Source organism: Dactylosporangium sp. NPDC051484, assembly GCF_040689395.1.
Classification (GTDB): Bacteria; Actinomycetota; Actinomycetes; order Mycobacteriales; family Micromonosporaceae; genus Dactylosporangium.
This window is the reverse complement of the sequence record NZ_JBFAZX010000008.1, coordinates 166,059-183,477: the sequence shown is the minus strand read 5'-3', so window position 1 is coordinate 183,477 and position 17,419 is coordinate 166,059. Positions and strand designations below refer to the sequence as shown.

At 72.1% G+C, this 17,419-nt stretch carries 15 protein-coding genes; 6 read left to right on the top strand and 9 right to left on the bottom strand.

Going from position 1 to position 17,419, the window contains the following annotated elements; genetic code table 11:
* The first annotated feature begins 3 nt into the window (after window positions 1-3).
* Window positions 4-1,005: a ribosome small subunit-dependent GTPase A gene (rsgA, locus tag AB0367_RS17195; RefSeq protein WP_366227349.1), complete on the top strand. Its 1,002-nt coding sequence runs from the start codon at window positions 4-6 to the stop codon at window positions 1,003-1,005.
* Here rsgA and AB0367_RS17190 read toward each other — a convergent pair.
* On the bottom strand, window positions 982-1,518 hold the full coding sequence (locus AB0367_RS17190) for a DUF2087 domain-containing protein (protein WP_366227276.1): 537 nt from the start codon (window positions 1,516-1,518) through the stop codon (window positions 982-984). The genes rsgA and AB0367_RS17190 overlap by 24 nt on opposite strands.
* Before the next feature lie 52 nt (window positions 1,519-1,570).
* Between AB0367_RS17190 and hisN the strand changes: the two genes are divergently transcribed.
* From hisN to AB0367_RS17175, 3 genes are all read left to right on the top strand, one after another.
* Entirely contained in the window at window positions 1,571-2,398 is an 828-nt protein-coding gene (hisN, locus tag AB0367_RS17185) for a histidinol-phosphatase (RefSeq protein ID WP_366227275.1), read from the top strand.
* Window positions 2,399-2,482: 84 nt separating this feature from the next.
* On the top strand, window positions 2,483-3,364 hold the full coding sequence (locus AB0367_RS17180) for a hypothetical protein (protein WP_366227348.1): 882 nt from the start codon (window positions 2,483-2,485) through the stop codon (window positions 3,362-3,364).
* 703 nt (window positions 3,365-4,067) lie between these two features.
* Window positions 4,068-5,228: a thiolase family protein gene (locus AB0367_RS17175; RefSeq protein WP_366227274.1), complete on the top strand. Its 1,161-nt coding sequence runs from the start codon at window positions 4,068-4,070 to the stop codon at window positions 5,226-5,228.
* Window positions 5,229-5,261: 33 nt separating this feature from the next.
* On the opposite strand, the gene AB0367_RS17170 is transcribed toward AB0367_RS17175, so the two are convergent.
* The 3 genes from AB0367_RS17170 to AB0367_RS17160 are packed head-to-tail and all read right to left on the bottom strand — an operon-like array spanning window position 5,262 to window position 9,092.
* Window positions 5,262-7,850, bottom strand: a complete 2,589-nt coding sequence (locus tag AB0367_RS17170; RefSeq protein WP_366227273.1) for an Hsp70 family protein — start codon at window positions 7,848-7,850, stop codon at window positions 5,262-5,264.
* Between the two features lie 22 nt (window positions 7,851-7,872).
* Window positions 7,873-8,478 carry a DNA starvation/stationary phase protection protein gene (locus tag AB0367_RS17165; RefSeq protein ID WP_366227272.1) on the bottom strand — a complete coding sequence of 202 codons (606 nt, stop codon included), beginning with the start codon at window positions 8,476-8,478 and terminating at the stop codon, window positions 7,873-7,875.
* Between the two features lie 50 nt (window positions 8,479-8,528).
* The gene (locus AB0367_RS17160) at window positions 8,529-9,092 is read right to left on the bottom strand and encodes a helix-turn-helix domain-containing protein (protein WP_366227271.1); all 564 of its coding nucleotides are present in this window, start codon (window positions 9,090-9,092) and stop codon (window positions 8,529-8,531) included.
* Between the two features lie 59 nt (window positions 9,093-9,151).
* Here AB0367_RS17160 and AB0367_RS17155 point away from each other — a divergent pair, with 59 nt between their 5' ends.
* A complete protein-coding gene (locus AB0367_RS17155) occupies window positions 9,152-9,532 on the top strand; it encodes a nuclear transport factor 2 family protein (protein ID WP_366227270.1) in 381 nt (126 codons plus the stop codon).
* 21 nt (window positions 9,533-9,553) lie between these two features.
* Here the strand turns inward: AB0367_RS17155 and AB0367_RS17150 are convergent, their stop codons facing one another.
* The gene (locus tag AB0367_RS17150; RefSeq protein WP_366227269.1) at window positions 9,554-10,138 is read right to left on the bottom strand and encodes an HD domain-containing protein; all 585 of its coding nucleotides are present in this window, start codon (window positions 10,136-10,138) and stop codon (window positions 9,554-9,556) included.
* Window positions 10,139-10,326: 188 nt separating this feature from the next.
* Here AB0367_RS17150 and AB0367_RS17145 point away from each other — a divergent pair, with 188 nt between their 5' ends.
* The gene (locus AB0367_RS17145; protein WP_366227268.1) at window positions 10,327-11,565 is read left to right on the top strand and encodes a vanadium-dependent haloperoxidase; all 1,239 of its coding nucleotides are present in this window, start codon (window positions 10,327-10,329) and stop codon (window positions 11,563-11,565) included.
* 45 nt (window positions 11,566-11,610) lie between these two features.
* Here AB0367_RS17145 and AB0367_RS17140 read toward each other — a convergent pair whose 3' ends face one another.
* The 4 genes from AB0367_RS17140 to AB0367_RS17125 all read right to left on the bottom strand — a co-directional run bounded on the left by AB0367_RS17140 (window position 11,611) and on the right by AB0367_RS17125 (window position 17,409).
* Entirely contained in the window at window positions 11,611-11,970 is a 360-nt protein-coding gene (locus tag AB0367_RS17140; protein ID WP_366227267.1) for a TIGR02452 family protein, read from the bottom strand.
* Between the two features lie 71 nt (window positions 11,971-12,041).
* Complete coding sequence (locus tag AB0367_RS17135; RefSeq protein ID WP_366227266.1) at window positions 12,042-12,866, bottom strand: sortase; 825 nt, start codon at window positions 12,864-12,866, stop codon at window positions 12,042-12,044.
* A complete protein-coding gene (locus tag AB0367_RS17130; RefSeq protein ID WP_366227265.1) occupies window positions 12,863-15,673 on the bottom strand; it encodes a hypothetical protein in 2,811 nt (936 codons plus the stop codon). The genes AB0367_RS17135 and AB0367_RS17130 overlap by 4 nt, the downstream gene beginning before the upstream one ends.
* The gene (locus AB0367_RS17125; RefSeq protein ID WP_366227264.1) at window positions 15,670-17,409 is read right to left on the bottom strand and encodes a substrate-binding domain-containing protein; all 1,740 of its coding nucleotides are present in this window, start codon (window positions 17,407-17,409) and stop codon (window positions 15,670-15,672) included. The genes AB0367_RS17130 and AB0367_RS17125 overlap by 4 nt, the downstream gene beginning before the upstream one ends.
* Between the last annotated feature and the right edge of the window lie 10 nt (window positions 17,410-17,419).

Below are 17,419 nucleotides of genomic sequence, written 5' to 3'. Positions count from 1 at the left end.
CGGGTGCGCCCGGGCCGGTCCTCGCGACCGCGCACGCGCCAGCGCCCGAAGCACAGCGACGCCGTCGAGGGCTTCGTGGTCGCCGTCGACCGCGGGCGATACACGTGCCACGTCAATGTCCCCGGCCAGAACACCGGCGTCACGGTCACCGCGATGCGCGCCCGCGAGCTCGGGCGGCACGGCGTGGTGGTGGGCGACCACGTCCAGATCGTCGGCGACGTCAGCGGCCGCCCGGACACCCTGGCCCGGATCGTGCGCATCGACGAGCGCAACTCGGTCCTCATGCGCACCGCCGACGACGAGGAAGGCGGCACTGAGGGCCGGTTCGAGCGGGTCGTGGTGGCCAACGCCGAGCAGCTGGTGATCGTCAACTCGCTGCAGGACCCGCCGCCGCGGACCGGGTTCATCGACCGGTGCCTGGTGGCGGCGTACGACGCCGAGATCGACCCGCTGCTGTGCCTGACCAAGGGCGATCTCGCCACGCCGGACGCGGTCCTGGACTACTACGCGGAGCTCGACCTGCCGTATGTGCTGTGCCGCCCGGACCGGCCGCTGGACGACCTCGTCGCGGAGTTGCGCGGCCGGGTGTCGGTCATGATCGGCCACTCCGGAGTGGGCAAGTCCACGCTGGTCAACCGGCTGGTGCCGGGCACCGACCGGGCGGTGGGCGCGGTCAGCGCGGTCGGCAAGGGCCGGCACACGTCGACCAGTGCCCTGGCCCTGCGGCTGCCCGGCGACGAGCCGGGCTGGATCATCGACACGCCGGGGATCCGCTCGTTCGGGCTGGCGCACGTGTCGGCCGACAGCGTGCTGCACGGCTTCCCCGACCTCGTGGAGGCCTCGACGCGCTGCCCACCCAACTGCGATCACACGGGGGCGGGCGGCGACTGCGGGCTGGACAAGCTCGTCGCCGAGGGCGGCGCCGACCCGCGCCGGCTCGCGTCGTTCCGCCGGCTGCTGGCGTCGAAGGAGGGCGCCACCTCAGACGACGACGGGCCCGCCTGAGCGCCAGTAGACGTTGCGGTCCCGCGCCAGCAGGCCGGCGTCCACGAGGTGCCGCCGAAGGGCCGCATGGTCGTCGTGCCAGGCGCGCAGGATCGCGTCGACCTCGCGCTCGGGGTATCGGATGCCGGGCTCGAACGACGAGGCGATGTGCTCCAGCACGACGACGCGCTTGCCATGGGCGGCCGGGATCTGCGTCAGCCGCCCGTCGGCGATGAACGTGCGCAGGACGAGGTCGCGCTGGCGGTCCGGGTCCATCTGCGGCGCCAGCGCGGCCGGGGCGGCGCTCGCGCGTACGGCATCCTTGAACGCCTCCTGCGCGGCGACCAGGGCGCCGTCGGCGACGGCGAGCAGGCCGCCCTGCTGCAGCCTCCGGATGGCCGGCTCGACCAGCCGCGCGGGCAGTCCGGTGGTGGCCTCGACGGCGCTGGGCGTCCGCGCGCCGAGCACCACGGCGGCGAAGACGCGGAGGCGGTCGGACTCGGCGAGCAGGCCGCACAGGGCTGTGGGAGTCACAAACGGCGACAGTACTGCCAGAAGTTGGCGATCGTGGGCTAAGTTTCCGCGCATGGCTCGCTACGCGGACGACCTGGCCCTCGCTCATCTTCTCGCCGACACCGCGGACGCCATCGCCGTGCCGCGGTTCCGGGCGCAGGATCTCAGCGTCACCGAGAAGCCCGACCTGACGCCGGTCACCGACGCCGATACGGCGGTGGAGAAGGCGCTGCGGGCCACGCTCGGGCGCGCGCGGCCGCGCGACGGCGTGCTGGGCGAGGAGTACGGCGCGACCGAGGCCGCCGCCGGGCCGGGCAGCCGGCAGTGGGTCATCGACCCGATCGACGGGACGAAGAACTTCGTGCGCGGAGTGCCGATCTGGGCCACGCTCATCGCGCTGATGGAGGGCGACCAGCCGGTCGTCGGCCTGGTGTCGGCGCCCGCGCTCGGGCGGCGCTGGTGGGGAGCGCTCGGCCATGGGGCGTATGCCGGACGTCACACGGCCGCCGCGACCCCGATCCGCGTGTCCGGCGTGACGCGGCTCGCCGACGCGTCGTTCTGCTACTCGTCGCTGGGCGGCTGGGAGGAGGCCGGGCGGCTGGGCGCGATCCTGGACATCAGCCGCCGCACGTGGCGACAGCGGGCGTACGGCGACTTCTACGGGTACATGCTGCTGGCCGAGGGCGCCGTGGACATCATGGTCGAGCCGGAGCTGTCGCTGTGGGACCTGGCGGCGCTGGTGCCGATCGTCACGGAGGCCGGCGGCACGTTCACCGACCTGCAGGGCCAGCCCGGCCCCGGCGGCGGCAGCGCCGTGGCCACGAACGGACACCTGCACGAGGACGTACTCACCCGTTTGAGCAATACCCGACTGTTCGGATTGTCCGGATTGCCGGGATAAATACTAACGTCCGTATGACGCGGACGGCCCCGCGCGGTCTATCCTGCCCGGGTGGCATCTTGGAGTTGGCTGTTCCTCGGCGCGATGATCGCCGCCTACGGCGTCGCCAACCTGCTGCAATCCATGGCCGCCGCACGCACCGATCTGCACCATGGCTTCCAGCCGATGCTGCTGCTGCGCCTGGGCCGCCACAAGTCCTACCTCGTGGGTGTGGCCTGCCAGTGCGCGGGGTTCATGCTCGCCTTTTTCGCCCGGCGTGACCTTCCGCTCTTCCTCGTGCAGTCGGCCATGGCCGCCGGCCTCGGCGTGACGACGATCCTGGGCGTGCTGATCCTCAAGTGGAAGCTGCCACGCACCGAGATCGCGCTCCTGCTGGCCCTGATCGTGGGCATCGCCGCGCTCGTGGTCGCGGCCAAGCCCGCACCGTCACGCCAGCTCGGCACCGGCGGCGTCGTCGGCCTGATCTGCGTGCTCATCGCACTGGCGGTGGTCGGCTTCTTCGCGAGCCGCCTGCATGGCGCACCCGGCTCCGTCGTGCTCGGATCGCTCTCCGGCGTCGCGTTCGGCGCCGCCGCCGTCGCCTCGCGGCCGCTCGCCTCCGCGGAGTCGATCGGGCAATTCGTCATGGATCCGCTGTCGTACCTCCTGATCGCCCACTCGCTCGTCGGCCAGCTCCTGCTGGGCCTGGCGATGCAGCGCGGCTCGACGACGGCCGCGGTGGCCGCCATGGACGCCGCCGGCGCCGTGCCGGCCGCACTGGTGGGCCTGCTGCTCCTCGGCGACGGCGTGTGGCCGAACCGCGAGTGGCTGGTGGCGGTCGGGTTCGTGATCACGCTGGCCGGCGTGATCGGGCTGAGCCTCTACGCCGAGCCGCAACACCACCACAAGATCGCGCCAGAGGCCGAGCGACTGCCGCACGGCCTGGCGTTCAGCGGTCCCACCACCACACGGCGCGCCGGCCGCTAGGCCACCAACCGCCGGGCCAGCACAACTGCCAATTAGCTGGTAGCGGCCGCCCGCGAGCAACGTTTCCGTGATCATGCGCCTGCCGTCCACAACGCGCGCGGGGTTCGCCGTGATCACGGAGTGAACGCGCCGCTTCCGGTGCATGTTCACTCCGTGATCACGGCGAACATGATGGCTGGCCGACGCGAATCGCAGGCACGGCCAGCACCGCCCGAACTCGGCTCGCGATGCCAAGCGCCCAATTGACCGTCGCTCTTTGCTCGGGTCCGTGCAACTTGCGCGCCGTTCTTCCCACGAGACACCGGTCGGCGCTGACGCGCCTTCCTGCCAGGCCCGTAGTGCCAAGTGCGAAAACCCGGGTTCGCGAGCCGATCGCGAGCGGAGGGGAGGCGGACAGAGTTGCTCACCAGCAAGCCCGGAAGCCTCGGATAGCCCCGATGGTTCGTGGGCGCCTGTCGGGGCTGTTCGCGCGGCCCTCGGCGTACACCTGGCAGGCCACCTCGGCGACGGTCCACACCCTGCCGGGCACCGAGCACACCGCGCGGGGCGGTCGAGCCGTTCCCGTACCGCATCACCGGCACGCTCTCGAGTCGCTCGTCCGGCGCCTGACTCTGGCGCGCCGTTCAGGGCTCCGGGCCGGCGCCATGAAACCCGTGGCTGACCGGACGATTCCGTGACTGACTTACAGTGTTAGTTTTAGGCCATGCGAACCGTGTACTTCGCCGCCGCCCGGCGCACGCCGATCGGGAGGCTGCGCGGCGCGCTCTCCCACACGCGGCCCGACGACCTCGCGGCGGCCGTGGTCAGGGAGCTGGTCACCGGAATCGACCCGGCCCGCGTCGACGAGGTCTACTGGGGCACGGCCAACCAGGCCGGCGAGGACAACCGAAATGTCGCCCGGATGGCGGTGCTGCTCGCCGGGCTGCCACAGAGCGTGCCCGGGGCGACCGTCAACCGGCTGTGCGCGTCCGGGATGGAGGCGGTGACCGTCGCCGCCCGCACGATCGCCGCGGGCGAGGCCGACGTGGTCGTCGCGGGTGGGTCGGAGTCGATGAGCCGGGCGCCGTTCGTGCTGCCCCGCCCCGACGACGCGCTGCCCAACGCGATGTCGATCGCCGACACTCGGCTCGGCTGGCGGCTGGTCAACCCGCGCATGCGCGAGCTGCACGGCCTGCTGAGCATGGGCGAGACGGCCGAGGAGGTCGCCGCGCGCCACGGGATCACCCGCGAGCGCCAGGACGCGTTCGCGCTGCGCAGCCACCGCAACGCCGACGCGGCGACGAAGAACGGGCACTTCGCCAGCGAGATACTGCCGGTCGACGGGATGAACGCGGACGAGGGCATCCGGGCCGACACAAGCCTCGAAAAGCTCGCCAAGCTCAAGCCGGTGTTCCGCGAGGGCGGCACGGTGACCGCCGGCAACTCCTCGCCGCTCAACGACGGCGCCGCCGGGCTGCTGCTGGTCAGCGAGAGCGCGCTGCGCGAGTTCGGCCTGGAGCCGCTCGGACGGTATGTCGCCGGCGCCTCGGCGGGCGTCCACCCGGACGTGATGGGCATCGGGCCGGTGCCGGCGACCCGCAAGGCGCTCGATCGCGCCGGGTGGAAGCTCGGCGACGTGCGGCAGGCCGAGCTCAACGAGGCGTTCGCCGCGCAGGTGCTCGCCTGCGCCGACCAGCTCGGGCTCGACCCGGAGATGATCAACCCGGATGGCGGGGCCATCGCGATCGGGCACCCGCTGGGCTGCTCGGGCGCGCGGATCCTCACCACGTTGCTGCACCGAATGCGGCGCACCGGGGACACGCGCGGCCTCGCGACCATGTGCGTGGGAGTGGGTCAGGGTTCAGCGGTACTGGTGGAAAGGTGACGAGCATGCGGTTCGTACAGCCGGAACTGACCGCTACTTCAGGACCAGGTCGACCTCGGCGACGTCGCCCGCCTGGCGCTCCTTGTGATCGCCGAGGTTGACCAGGCGCAGCTTGTAGGTGCCCGGCGCGTCGGCCTTCACCTGGAACGCCAGGTCGGTGCCGACGGCGACCTGCCCGCCGGACAGCACCTCGTTCGGCCCGGTGAGCGGGCCTAGCTCGCTGCCGTCGACGACGAGGAGCCGGAAGTTATCCTTGCCGATGTACGCGCTGCTCCTGCCGGTGTACTGGATGTCGACCTTGCACGTGATCGCGCGGTAGCCCTTCTTCGCCTGGCCGTTGTAGTCGAAGAAGCCGCCGCGCAGGTCGCACGTGGTGAAGGTGGCCGTGATGTCGCGGACGGTGACCTTCTGGTCCTTGATGAGGTTCACCGGCTCGTAGGCGACCACGTCGCCGCCGCCGAGCGGGATCTTCGGCTGCTCCCGGTCTCCGGCGCCGAAGATGAACTCGCCGGTGCCGACGTCCGCCTTGAGCGGGTTGTACACCGAGAAGTCCAGGTTGTAGTTGCTCTTCTGGCCGGCCGCGACCGTCGTGTTCTCGCGGAACGAGCCGCTGTACTGCTGGCCGCCGACCGAGAAGATCGCGGGGATGTTCGGCGTGTCGTTGCGGCCGCCGAGGTTCTCGATCACCAGCTCGGCGCTGAGCTTCTTCGAGGTGGCCGCCGGGTCGTAGGTCACCTTGCCCACGGTGATCTTGAACTGAGTGTACCAGACCGACTTGTCCACCTGCACCGTCTGCTGGTCCGCGCCCGCTTTCGCGTTCTTCGTGTCGGCCGGCAGCGCGCCCGAGCTGGCGTCGCCGCCCGAACCGCGGGTGCTCCCGCTGCCGCGGGAGCCGCTGTTGGTGCGCGTGTCGCCCGGCTTCTTGTCGCTGACCGCCCTCCAGGCGGCGACACCGCCGACGCCGAGCAGCAGGACGAGCACCGCCACGACGCCGACGAGCACGGCGAGCTTGCCACCGGAGCCGCCCGGGCGCGGCGGCGGCACCGGCGGCCCGTAGGGCGACGGGGCCTGCGGCGTGATCGGCGCCGGCGGCACGGCACCGAACGCGGCCGTGGCGTCCGGCGGGCCGGAGCTCGGCGGCGCGCTGTTCGGGGCGTTGCCGCCGAACCCGGGCGGCGACTGCGGCGTGGCCGCGGAGCGGAACCCGGCCGGCGACCCGAAACCGGGCGCAGGCGGCGACTGCGGCGTGGCCGCGGACTGGAACGCGGTCGGCGACCCGAAACCGTGCCCGGGCGGCGACTGCGGCGTGGCCGCGGAGTGGAACCCGGTCGGCGAGGTGGAGCCTGGCGCGGGCGCCGGGATGGGCACGGTCGGCGGCATGCCCGCGCCGGTGACCGGCATGCCCGAGACCGGCGCCGAGATGGGCGCGTTCGACGGCGCGCCGCCCATGAGGGGCGGGGCCGGGAAGCCACCGCGTGCGGCGTTCATCGGCGGGCGGGGCGGGGCGGGTGGCGGCGTGGACGGGAACGGCGCCGGGCGGGACGGCATCGCGGCCAGCACGCTGCCGAGCGCGACGACGAGCTCCGGCTGCTCGATGAGCGTCGGCGCGATCCCGAGCCGCTGGTGCAGCAGCGTGCTCACGAGCGGGATGCGGCTGGAGCCGCCGACCAGGAACAGCCCGCCGATCTGGTCGACCCGCACGCCCGCGCGCTGCAGCGTGGTCGCGGTCAGGTCGACGGTGCGCTCCAGGTAGGAGCGGGACAGCTGCTCGAACTCCGAGCGGGTGACGTGCACGTCGGTCTCGAACAGCGGCAGGTGCACGCTCGCGCTGGAGCTGCGCGAGAGCTGCTCCTTCGCGGTGCGCACGTCCTCGCGCAGCAGGTTGCTGCGGCGGCGGCCGGCGTCGTCGGCGGGCTCGACGAGCTGCCGCCAGCGCTCCGGGTCGCTCGCCGACATCGGCTGCCCGAGGTGGTCGATGATCGCCGCGTCGAGGTCGACGCCGCCGACATCGGGCAGGCCGTCGCTGGCCAGCACGTCCCAGCCGCCGTCGGGGCGGCGGCGCAGGATCGTCGTGTCGAACGTGCCCCCACCGAAGTCGTACACCACCAGGACGCCACCGGGGGCGATGTTGCGCCCGAGGACCGTGGTGAAGTACGCGGCCGCCGCGATCGGCTCGGGCACCAGGATCGGCGCCGGCATGCCCGCCCGGGCCGCCGCGTCGGCCAGCACCGAGCGGCGATGGGTCGCCCAGTTCGCCGGGTATGTCAGCACGGTGCGCACCGGCATGATCCCCAGCACCCGGGACGCCTCGTCGGCGGTGCGCCGCAGCAGGGCCGCGAGCAGGTCGGACACGGCATACTCGCGCTGGCCCAGCAGCACCGTGCCGTCGTCGACGCGGCGCTTCGGGTTGGGTTCGTAGCGGGACGGATCGAGTCGCGCACTGCGCTCGGCGTCCCTGCCGACGAGCAGGTGCCCGTCGATCTCGGCGTAGACCGACGACGGCAGCAGGAAGCTGGCGTCGAACAGCAGCGGCTGGCTACGACCGTCGGCGGCGGTCAGCGCGGCGACCGTGTGGGTGGTGCCAAGGTCCACGCCCAGCTGCGACTCGATATGCCTCGTCACGCCGACACGGTAGCGCCTCCAATCAACGGCGTCCGTTGCTGGCTGCCCTCACCTCCTCCTCGGTGCGCACCAGTGGGGTGTCCACGAGGTGCTCGGCGAGGAACCACGCCTCCAGTTCGCCGGTGCGGATCACCTCGGAAACCAGCAGGTCGTTGGTGCCGTCGTCGCCGTTGTCCTGCACCCTGGCGGCGGCGTCGTGGCATTCCTGCAGGATCATCTCGTGGGCCTCCAGCAGGCGGGAGAGCATGGCCGGCACCTCCTCGGCCCCGTCCGGCGGCCGCGGCACGCGGGTCAGCTCGGCGACGTGGCGCGGGTCCCCCACCGCGATGCCGCCCAGCGTCTGCACCCGCTCGGCCACCGCGTCGATGATCTCCAGCTGCTCTCCGGCGTGCTTGTCGAGCAGCAGGTGCAGCTGGTAGAAGGTCGGGCCGCGCATCAGCCAGTGGTGCTTCTTGTACAGCGCATAGAGAATCTGAGTGTCGGCGAGCACCTGGTTGAGCCGCTCGCAGGAGTACATGCGGGCGTCGGCCGACAGCGCGACGGGAAACTGCCGGATCGCGCCGAAGTGCTGGATCTCCCGGCCCTGCTGATGCAGCCATGGCTGGCTGCCCTTCTTCTTCGCTGGCATGCGCGGCCATTGCCCGTCGAGCGCCGCTCGACCCTCACCCAGCGCGGTGACTACACCGCTCTCCCGGCCGCCGCGGTGACCCCGTCCCTCAGCAGCGCCACCAGGTGGCGCGCGTGCGCGGTCCCGCCGGCGGTGATCGCCGCGCCAGCCGCGAGGCTCAGCAGGTCGACGGCAGTGACCCCGGACCGCAGCGCGGGCGCGGCCCGGCGGACCAGTTCGGCCGCGGTGGCGTTGACCGTCGCGTGCCACTCCTCGAACAGGCGCGTGCGCCGCCCCGCCGGCCCCTCGGTCGCGGCGAGCGCCAGCGGCCGCTTCGTCGCCACGTGCTCGACGAACTCGGCGAGCCAGGCGAAGAGCGCGCCGATCGGGTCGGGGTCGCCGCGCAGCCGCTCGCCACGCTCGCACAGTGCCGCGACCTCGTCGGCGTAGACGGCCACGAGCAGGTCGCCGCGGGTCGGGAAGTGCCGGTACAGCGTCGCATTGCCCACGCCGGCCCGCCGGGCGACCTCGTCGAGTGCGACGTCGTTGCCCACCTCGGCGATCAGCTCGCGGGCTGCGGCCAGCAGCAGGGCAGCGTTGCGTGAGGCGTCGGAGCGCTGGTGAACCGGGGGCATCCCGTTACGCTAGTGGGCGAAAACGGGGATGTCCCCGTTTTCGCTCGCGAGGGGGAGCCATGACGCTGAGCATCGAGGACCGCATCGCCATCACCGACCTGATCAACCTGCACGGCCACCTCACCGACCGCGGCGACTTCGACGGCCTGCACGCGGTGTTCACCGAGGACGTGCCGTACGACGTGACCGCCCTCGGCGGCGGCGTGCTCGACGGCCTCGCCGGTGTCCGGGCCGCCGCCGAGGCGCTGGGCAACGCCAACCCGGTCGCCCACCACGTCACGAACATCGTGCTGACGGAGTCTCCGGACGGCTCGGTCCGCGCCCTGTCCAAGGGCTTCGGTGTACTGCGGGACGGCTCGGTGGGCAGCGTGACGTACGAGGACACCGTGCGCCGCCTACCGGCGGGCTGGCGCATCACGCACCGCATCGTCAGCCGCTGATCCGACGAGCGGCCACTCCGCTCATGCCAGCCTGTCCAGGTCCAGGTCGGCGTGCTCGGCCTGCCAGGAGCGGTACCACTCCTCGAACCACGGCCGTCCGGCGGCCAGCGGCACGATGGTGGCGACGGTCTCGTGGTAGTACGACGCGCGCTTGGCCGGGCGCGGGTGGGTGCGCAGCCGCTGGACGTTGCTGATCCGGTCGGCGAGCTTCACGGCGATCGCGGCGTCCGGAGCGTCCCGCAGGCGCGCGAGGTAGGCGTCCCGGTCGCCGGACTTGGTGACCCAGCCGACCAGCTCCGCGACCCGGTCGCCGAAGCGCTCCCGCACCTCGCCGACAGTGGTCGGGGTGTCCTCGACCACGTCGTGCAGCACCGCGGCGCGCAGCGTGTCGGGGTCGCGCTCGCCGGTCGCGTCGACGAGCACCTCCAGGGCCTCGAGCAGGTGCTCAAGATATGGCTCCCCGGCCGGACGCCGCTGGTCGCCGTGGCGCTCGGCGGCGAACGCGACAGCGTCGTCGAGCGCGGCGAGCGTGCCGGTGTCGAGCCGGTCGGCGAACCGCTCGCGCAGCGCCGCCCAGCCCACCGAACCGTCAAACGTGCGCGGCATTGGCGAATCCTCCCTGCGGGTCGAAGTGCGTGGCTTCGTCAGGCGTCACCGATGCCGCACCTTCGTGGTCACCGCACCAGCGTATGCAGCCGAACGTCTCACGAGGAGCTCGGGCCACGTCGATGCTTTCGCCGACCTGCCAGGCTTTCCTATTGAACCAGTCGGGAATATCTACTAGCGTTCGCGGCGTGCAGCCATCGAAGCTCATATCTCGCCGTACCGTGCTCGCCGCCGGCGGCGCGGGCACCATCGCGGCCCTCGCCGCCCCGTCCGGCGTCGCCGGCGCCGCCGCGACCCGCGTTGATCCGGTTCTCGAGTGGTACGACCTGACGGCGTCGACCATCGGCGTCATCACCGGCCCGCAGCAGGTCACCAGCAGCCGGGCCTGGGCGGTGGCCTGGATCGCCGCGTGGCGGGCGGTCACCGCGACCCGCTCGGAGCTGGCCCTCGCCGGCGCCGTGCACGAGGCGCTGGTGACCCTGTACCCGGCCGCCGCGCCGACCCTGGACGCCGCGCTCGCCGCGGCCGTCGCGCGCACCGGCGGCCGCCACGCCGGCCGGGCGGTCGCCGCAGGCGTCGAGGCCGCCCGGGCGGTGCTGGCCGAACGGACCGGCGACGGGCTCGACCTCGCCTCGGTGAACCGGCCGTTCACCCCGCCGCCCGCCGCGCCCGGGGTGTGGCAGCCGACGCCGCCCGCGTTCGCGGCGCCGGTGCAGTCCGGCCAGGGTGACGGCCGGCCGTTCCTGGTGCACGACGTGGAGCCGCTGCTGCCGGGCCCGCCGCCGGCCCTGAACAGCGCGGTGTTCCTGCGAGACCTGGCCGAGTCGCGGGCCGTCGGCGCGGCCGGCAGTAGCATCCGCACACCGGCGCAGACCGCGGTCGCGCGGTTCTGGTCGCAGACGTCGCTCAACGGCTTCACCGGGGCGTTGCGCACGACGCTCGCGCCGCACGGGTCGCACGCCGCGGACCGGCGCCCGCTGGAGCGGCGCATCGGGCTCGTCGCGCTGTTCCACGCCGCGACGATCGACGCGCAGATCACGACGTACCGCGCGAAGTACCGTTACCTGTTCTGGCGCCCGGTGACCGCGATCCGCACCGGCGCGGTCGCGCCCGACCCGGCTTGGACGCCGCTCATCACGACGCCGGCGCATCCGGAGTACCCCAGCGGCCACACCACCTACGCGGGCGCGGCGCAGGCCGTGCTGGACACGCTGGCCGGCGCGCCGCGGGCGCCGTTCACGCTGACGAGCGCGGCCGCCGCCGACGTGACGCTGCGATACTCGGCGTGGTCGGAGCTCACCCGCGACAACATCAACGCGCGGGTCTGGGAGGGCGTGCACTTCCGCCACACCGACGAGATCGGCGCCGCCGTCGGCCGCCGTGCGGCACTCGCGGCCCTGGGCCGCTGGCACGGCCGTCCCGTCTAGGCAGCCCAGAGGTCAGGCGTGCGCCGGGAAGGCCTCGGCGAACGCCTAGTGGACCGGGGTCCCGGGCAGGCGGTCGTAGATGTCGAACACCACGCGGTCGAAGCACGGGACCTCGCGCAGCGCGCCGGCGAAGGCCTGGGCCACCTCGGCGGGCACGTTACGGAAGACGCCGCAGCCCCAAGCGCCCAGGACCAGGGTGCGGTGGCCATGGGCGGCCGCGACCCGCAGCACCCGGGCGGCCCGGACGCGCAGCACGGCGGGCACCTCGCCGGCGTCGGCGGGCTGGTTGCGCAGGATCGCACCGAGGTTGGGGGCCGCGGCGAGCCCGCCAGCCGCGTCGGCGTATTCGCCGCACTCGGCGATCGCGACGGTCTGGCGGGCGATCTCACGCAGTCGACCACTCACGCGGCCAAAGTAGCAGCGCGAGAAGTCGTGCTCGAACCGTTATTCGCGGCCCCGGCTCACTGCGGCCGGACTTAGATGAGGTTGGGCAGTAGCTGGCCCAGCGCGTCGGTCACGCCCCAGAGCGTGGCCAGGATCGCCGGCACGCCAACGATCCACGTCTGCAGGGCGCCCCAGCGCCGGGCGGCCCACGTGCCGCCGAACGCCGCCGCACCCAGCAACTGCAGCCACAGCACCAAAGGCACCAGGGCGTCGGGGTTGGCCTGCATCGCCCTCTCGCGGACGTCGATCGTCGAGGGGCGGCCGGGCGGGCCGAGCTTGGGGTCGCCCTTCAGCACCGAGTCGACGTACACCACCCGGTCCGTCGCCCAGCCCGTGCGCCAGCCCTGGCCCTCGGCCGTGGCCAGGATCAGGCGGCTGCCGCCCTGCTGCAAAGGCGCCGGGGTCGGATCGGCGGCGTGGCGAACCCGTTGTACCTCGTAGTCGAACTCGCCCTGGCCCGTGGTGATGGTCAAGTGGTCGCCGGGGGCCAGCGCGGTGAGGTCGCCGAACGGGGCGCCGTACGCGGCGGCGTGGCCGTAGATGACGCTCGTGCCGGGCTGGCCGGGCAGCGGCGTGTCGCGCCGGTGGCCGGGGGCTGAGCGCATCACGTCGCCGTCGGTGCCCTCGACGATCACCTGGCTCAGGCCGATGGCCGGGGCCACGATCAGGGCGATCGGCATGCCGGGGTCGATCGCGCCGCCAATTGGGACCTCCGCCGAGGCCAGCGTCCGGCGGAGCTCGTTGTACAGCTCGCGCTGGTCGTGCTCCTGGCGCAGGGCGCTGGCGCCCAGCAGGTAGGTGAGCAGCCAGCCGCAGAGGACGGCCAGCGTGATCAGGCCGCGGGAGAGCACCTTCATCGCAGACTCCGTCGCCAGTCGTTGAAGCCGGTGATCATGCGCATGATCGTGCCCGCGCAGCCGGCGCACACGCCGACCAGCAGGACCATCGGCAGGCCCCACGTGGCCAGAACCGAGGAGAGCAGCGCGGTCGTGCCGGCCGGCTGGGCCACGGGCGGGGCCGACGGGCTCGCCGAGGTGCTCGGGGCCGCCGACGGGCGGCTGCCGCTGTTGGGCACCGTCGTGCCGCCCGAGCCGGAACCGGAGCCGCCGTTCGAGCCACCGTTCGAGCCGCCATTCGAGCCGTTGTTCGAACCGCCGGAACCGTTCTGGCTGGGGGTGGTCCCGGGTACCACCCGCGGCACCTCGCCCTGCTGTTGCGCCACGGCGTCGGCGGCCTTCAGCGTGTACTGCACGTAGTCGCCGAACCCGTTCGCCGCGGTCAGGGGCAGGTAGCCGGGCGGGAGCTGCCCGTTCTCGGAGCCCTGGACCTGCCCGTCGCCGACGGCGAAGCGCAGCAGCTGCGCCAGGCGGCCCGGGTCGTCGCCGCGCACGTCCTTGGTCGCGACCGCGGCGTAGACGGGCAGCGTGCCCGGGTAGGCGTCGGCGCCCGCCGAGGTCCGCATGGTGTCGTACGGCATGATCCAGGCGTTGGCCGTGGCGTCCGGCTTGGCCAGCCGCATCGCGGCCTTGAGGGACGCGTCGCTGGGGCCGGCGAACGTGCGGCCCGTGGTGTTGGTGAACTTCGCCGACTTGCCCACGGTCGACGTCGTCTGCAGGGCGGCCGTGTTGAGCTGGTAGTACTGCGCCTGCGCCAGCGACGTGATGCCGAGCACGAACCGGTCGCCGCGGCGCTGCCGCCCGTACGGGCTGAGGTTCGCGCTCACGGGCGTGTTGCTGGTGTCGTAGAGGACGGTGCAGCGGATGCGCGCGTTTGACTGGCCGAACTGCAGCCGGTCCACCGTCTGCATCATCGTGGTCACCGGCGAGGCGAGCAGCGGGCCGTACGGCTGCATCGGGAACTGCTTGATGAACTCCTCGGGCAGGCCGCAGGTGCTGTACGGCGTGAAGCTCGGGTCGGTGAACGTGTCCAGCAGCGGCCAGAACTCCTGCGGCAGCTCGATGCCCTTGTAGCCGGGGTTCACCACCATGCCCCACGGGTCGGGCTCACCGTTGAGGAACGCGCGGGCGTCGGGGTCGGCGTTGAGATACGACGTCAGGGCCCACATCACGTCGGAGTTGCCGGACAGCGCGATGAGGGCGCTGGCCGACAGCGCCTCGTAGAGCGAGTCGCCGACGTCCGGGTTGAGCGCCTTGAACTCGGGGTCGACCGAGATGAAGGTCGAGTTGTTCGCCATGACGCGGTACGGATGGTTCTTCGGCAGCTTGTCCTCGTTCTTGAACAGCGCCGTCAGGTCGGGCCGCCCGGGATAGGACTCGCTGAGCAGCTTCGCGATGAGCCGCGGGTTGAGCTTGAGGCTCTTGTACTCGTTGTGGTTCTTGTCGTCCATCACGTAGCTGATGGCGAAACCGGTGACGGCTATCGGCGCGTTGACCACGGGTCTGCCGTAGTCGCCGTCGTCCGGTGGCCGGCTGACGAGCGCCGCGCTGATCTTGCCGTCGTCAAGGTTGCTCTTGGCCAGCGGCTCGCCCATCTGCACCTGGCGGAACTTGAACCGCGACGGGTTGGAGCAGAACGCGGGCGCCCACTGGGCGATGGCCTCCTGCATGAGCTCGGAGCCGAACAGCTCCACCGGCAGCCGGGTGTCGCCGATGTCGCAGATGTTCGCCGGGCTGCCGAAGCCGAGCTTGATGCTGAAGTGGTTCTTCCAGATCGAGGGGCTCCACCAGTTGGCGGCGGTCACGGCGGTGTCGACCTGGAAGCGGTTGATGGGCGAGGGCAGGAACTCGTTGACCTCGTGCTGGCCGGTCGCGCGGCAGGCCGCCTGCGCGCCGTCGGACTGGCGCCCGGGCGCGGGCCGGTCGTTGGCCGGCATGTCCGCATAGGTCTCGTCGCAGCTCATGCCCATGATCGGCAGTACCACGAGCGAGCAGGAGACCGTCGCCGAGCAGCCGAGCGAGGCGTTCTCCAGCCCGGTCCAGACGACGAACCTGGCGCTGCCGTTGCCGTCCTTGTCGGTGCTGGCGTATGTCGTGTTGCCCGGCGGCGCGGCCTTGTCCTCGACGTTGACCATGTCCGGCGCGAGCACCTTGCCGCAGACGTCAGTCTTGTCGTAGCTGGTCAGCGGCCGGTAGACGGTCTTGTCCTCGGCCACGAACGGCTCGTAGTGCGCCACCTGGTCAACCGGGCCAGGGCACCCGGCCGGCACCGGGTCGGGGAAGCCGACCACCTGCTTGCGCTGGGCCGGGGTCGCGTCGCGGTCCAGCCGCCACGGCGGGAACATGTACGGGATGTTGTAGTTGTCCTTGCGCTGGTCGAAGCCCTGCGTCCAGCACGTGCTCGGGTTGAGCGTGCCGCTGCGCTCGTCGCCCCGGCACTGCATGATCATGACCGGGTACTCCTGGTAGAGCGCGTCGGCCGCGTTCTGGTTGTCGACCACCCCGTGGCTGGGGTGCGCGCCGCTCCACTTGACCTCGATCTGCTGCCTGGCCTTGAGCCGCTCGACCTGGTTCACCCGCACGGTCACGGTGCGGGTGTCCGCGACGGTCTCGGTCCCGTTGGCGTTGAGGTGCTTGCGGGCAAAGGTCTTGGTCTCGCTGTACGCCGGGTTGTCGGCTCTCGCCGGCGCCGTGCTGAACGTGGCCGCGGGCAGCAGCAGCGCCAGGATCAGCAGGGTCAGCCCGGCGGCGCGGCGGCGGCCGTTCACCGCTCGTCCTTGCGGGCCGCGAGACGGCGGGCGAAGAGCGCCGGCACGAACAGTACGAGCAGCAAGAGGCCGGCCGCGACCGGACCGAGCACGGCGGCGTTGCGGTTGGCGCGGAAGGCCGCGAGGTCGGTCGGCGTGCCGATCGCGTTGGCGTCGCTGGCCCCGCTCCCGCCGCTCCCGCCGCCGCTGCCGCCATTGCCGCTGCCGCCGATCACCTCGCCCGTGTCCGGGTCGACCTGCGCGCCACCGTCGGTCCCGCCGGTCGTGCCGCCGCCACCGCCGGAACCGGCCGTCCCGCCACCGCCGTTCGTGCCGCCGCTGCCGCCGCCCGAGCCGTTGCCGTTGCCGTTGCCATTGCCATTACCGTTGCCGTTGCCGCCGTTGTTGCCGCCGTTGTTGTTCGAGCCGCTGTTGGACCCCTTCGGCGGGCACGGGCCTGCGCCGATCTTGTCGCAGGGCTGCGGCATCTGCGCGATCTCCGCCAGGTGGTTACGGCTGAGGTCACCAGGCACGAACGTCGGGTTGTTGCAGCTGGTGACCGGCTGGTCCCGCAGCTCCACCCCCTGGTCGGCCGTCTTGAGCCTCTTGATCTGGTCGAAGCCCGCCTGCACCAGGTTGAGCGGCAGCGGCGAGTACCCCTTGGTGCCGATGCTCTGCTGGCCGGCGCAGATGGAGTAGCTCACGAAGTCGGCGAGCGTCTGGCGCTTCGCCGTGGTCAGGCGCTTCTCCGCCTTGTCGCTGGCGGCGCCGGTCGGCAGGATCATGTACGAGTACGACGACAGCGGGTACGTGCGCGGGTCGTTCTTGACGTACACGTCGTCGAGGTTCTGGATCAGGTACTCCGGCGAGTTCGGATCGGTGTTGATCTTCGCCGAGGTCAGCGACACGGCGACGTTGAACTCCGTGGGCTCGGTGAAGTAGCCGGCCGCATTTCCGATCTTGGCGACCGGGTACTTGATGTTCAGCGCGTAGGAGTACTCGTCGTAGCCGATGGCGCCGTTGCCGGCCTTCGACACGATGAAGTTCATGACGCCGTCGGAGCCGGTCTGCGGCACGGCGTTGCCCTTGTGCGGGTAGTACTCCGTCGGCACGTTCCGGCCGGCGAAGGCGCCCCAGATGCCCGGGTGCTGCTTCACGAGGTACCGCGTGAACTGGGCGGTGGAGCCGGAGCCCTCGGCGTGCAGCACCGGGACGATCGGCAGCGACGGCAGCTTGCGCCCGTTGTTGTCCGCGGTGATCTGTGGGTCGTTCCAGTTCGTGATCTGGTTCGTGAAGATCTTCGCGAGCGTCTCGCCGGACAGCCGCAGGTCGCGCACCAGCTTGCCGCCGACCTCGATGTGGTACGGGAACGAGGTGCCGCCGGCGACGAGCGGCAGGTACGCGTACGGCCGGCCCTTGGGGGTGTCGTCCTCGCCGGTCAGCGCGTCCGAGCCCTGGAACGGGATGTCGGTGATCGCGAAGTCGTTGGTCTGGTACGCGAAGTCCTTGCGGCCGTTCGCGGAGCCCAGCGCGGTGAACACGACCTGGAGGCCCTGCGGCGTCACGTCGCTGATCCACTGGGCGAGAGCGTTGGCGCTCCATGACGATCCGGTGCCCTCGATGCGGACGTGCGCCGCGGCGGCGACCGGCCGCCCCGTGGCCACCAGCAGCAACGCCACGACGGCGCTGAACACGGCGGCACGCCGCACGGCCGAGCCGGCACGCCTTCCGGGCAAGGCGGGGGTGGTGGGCTTCATGCTGATCTTC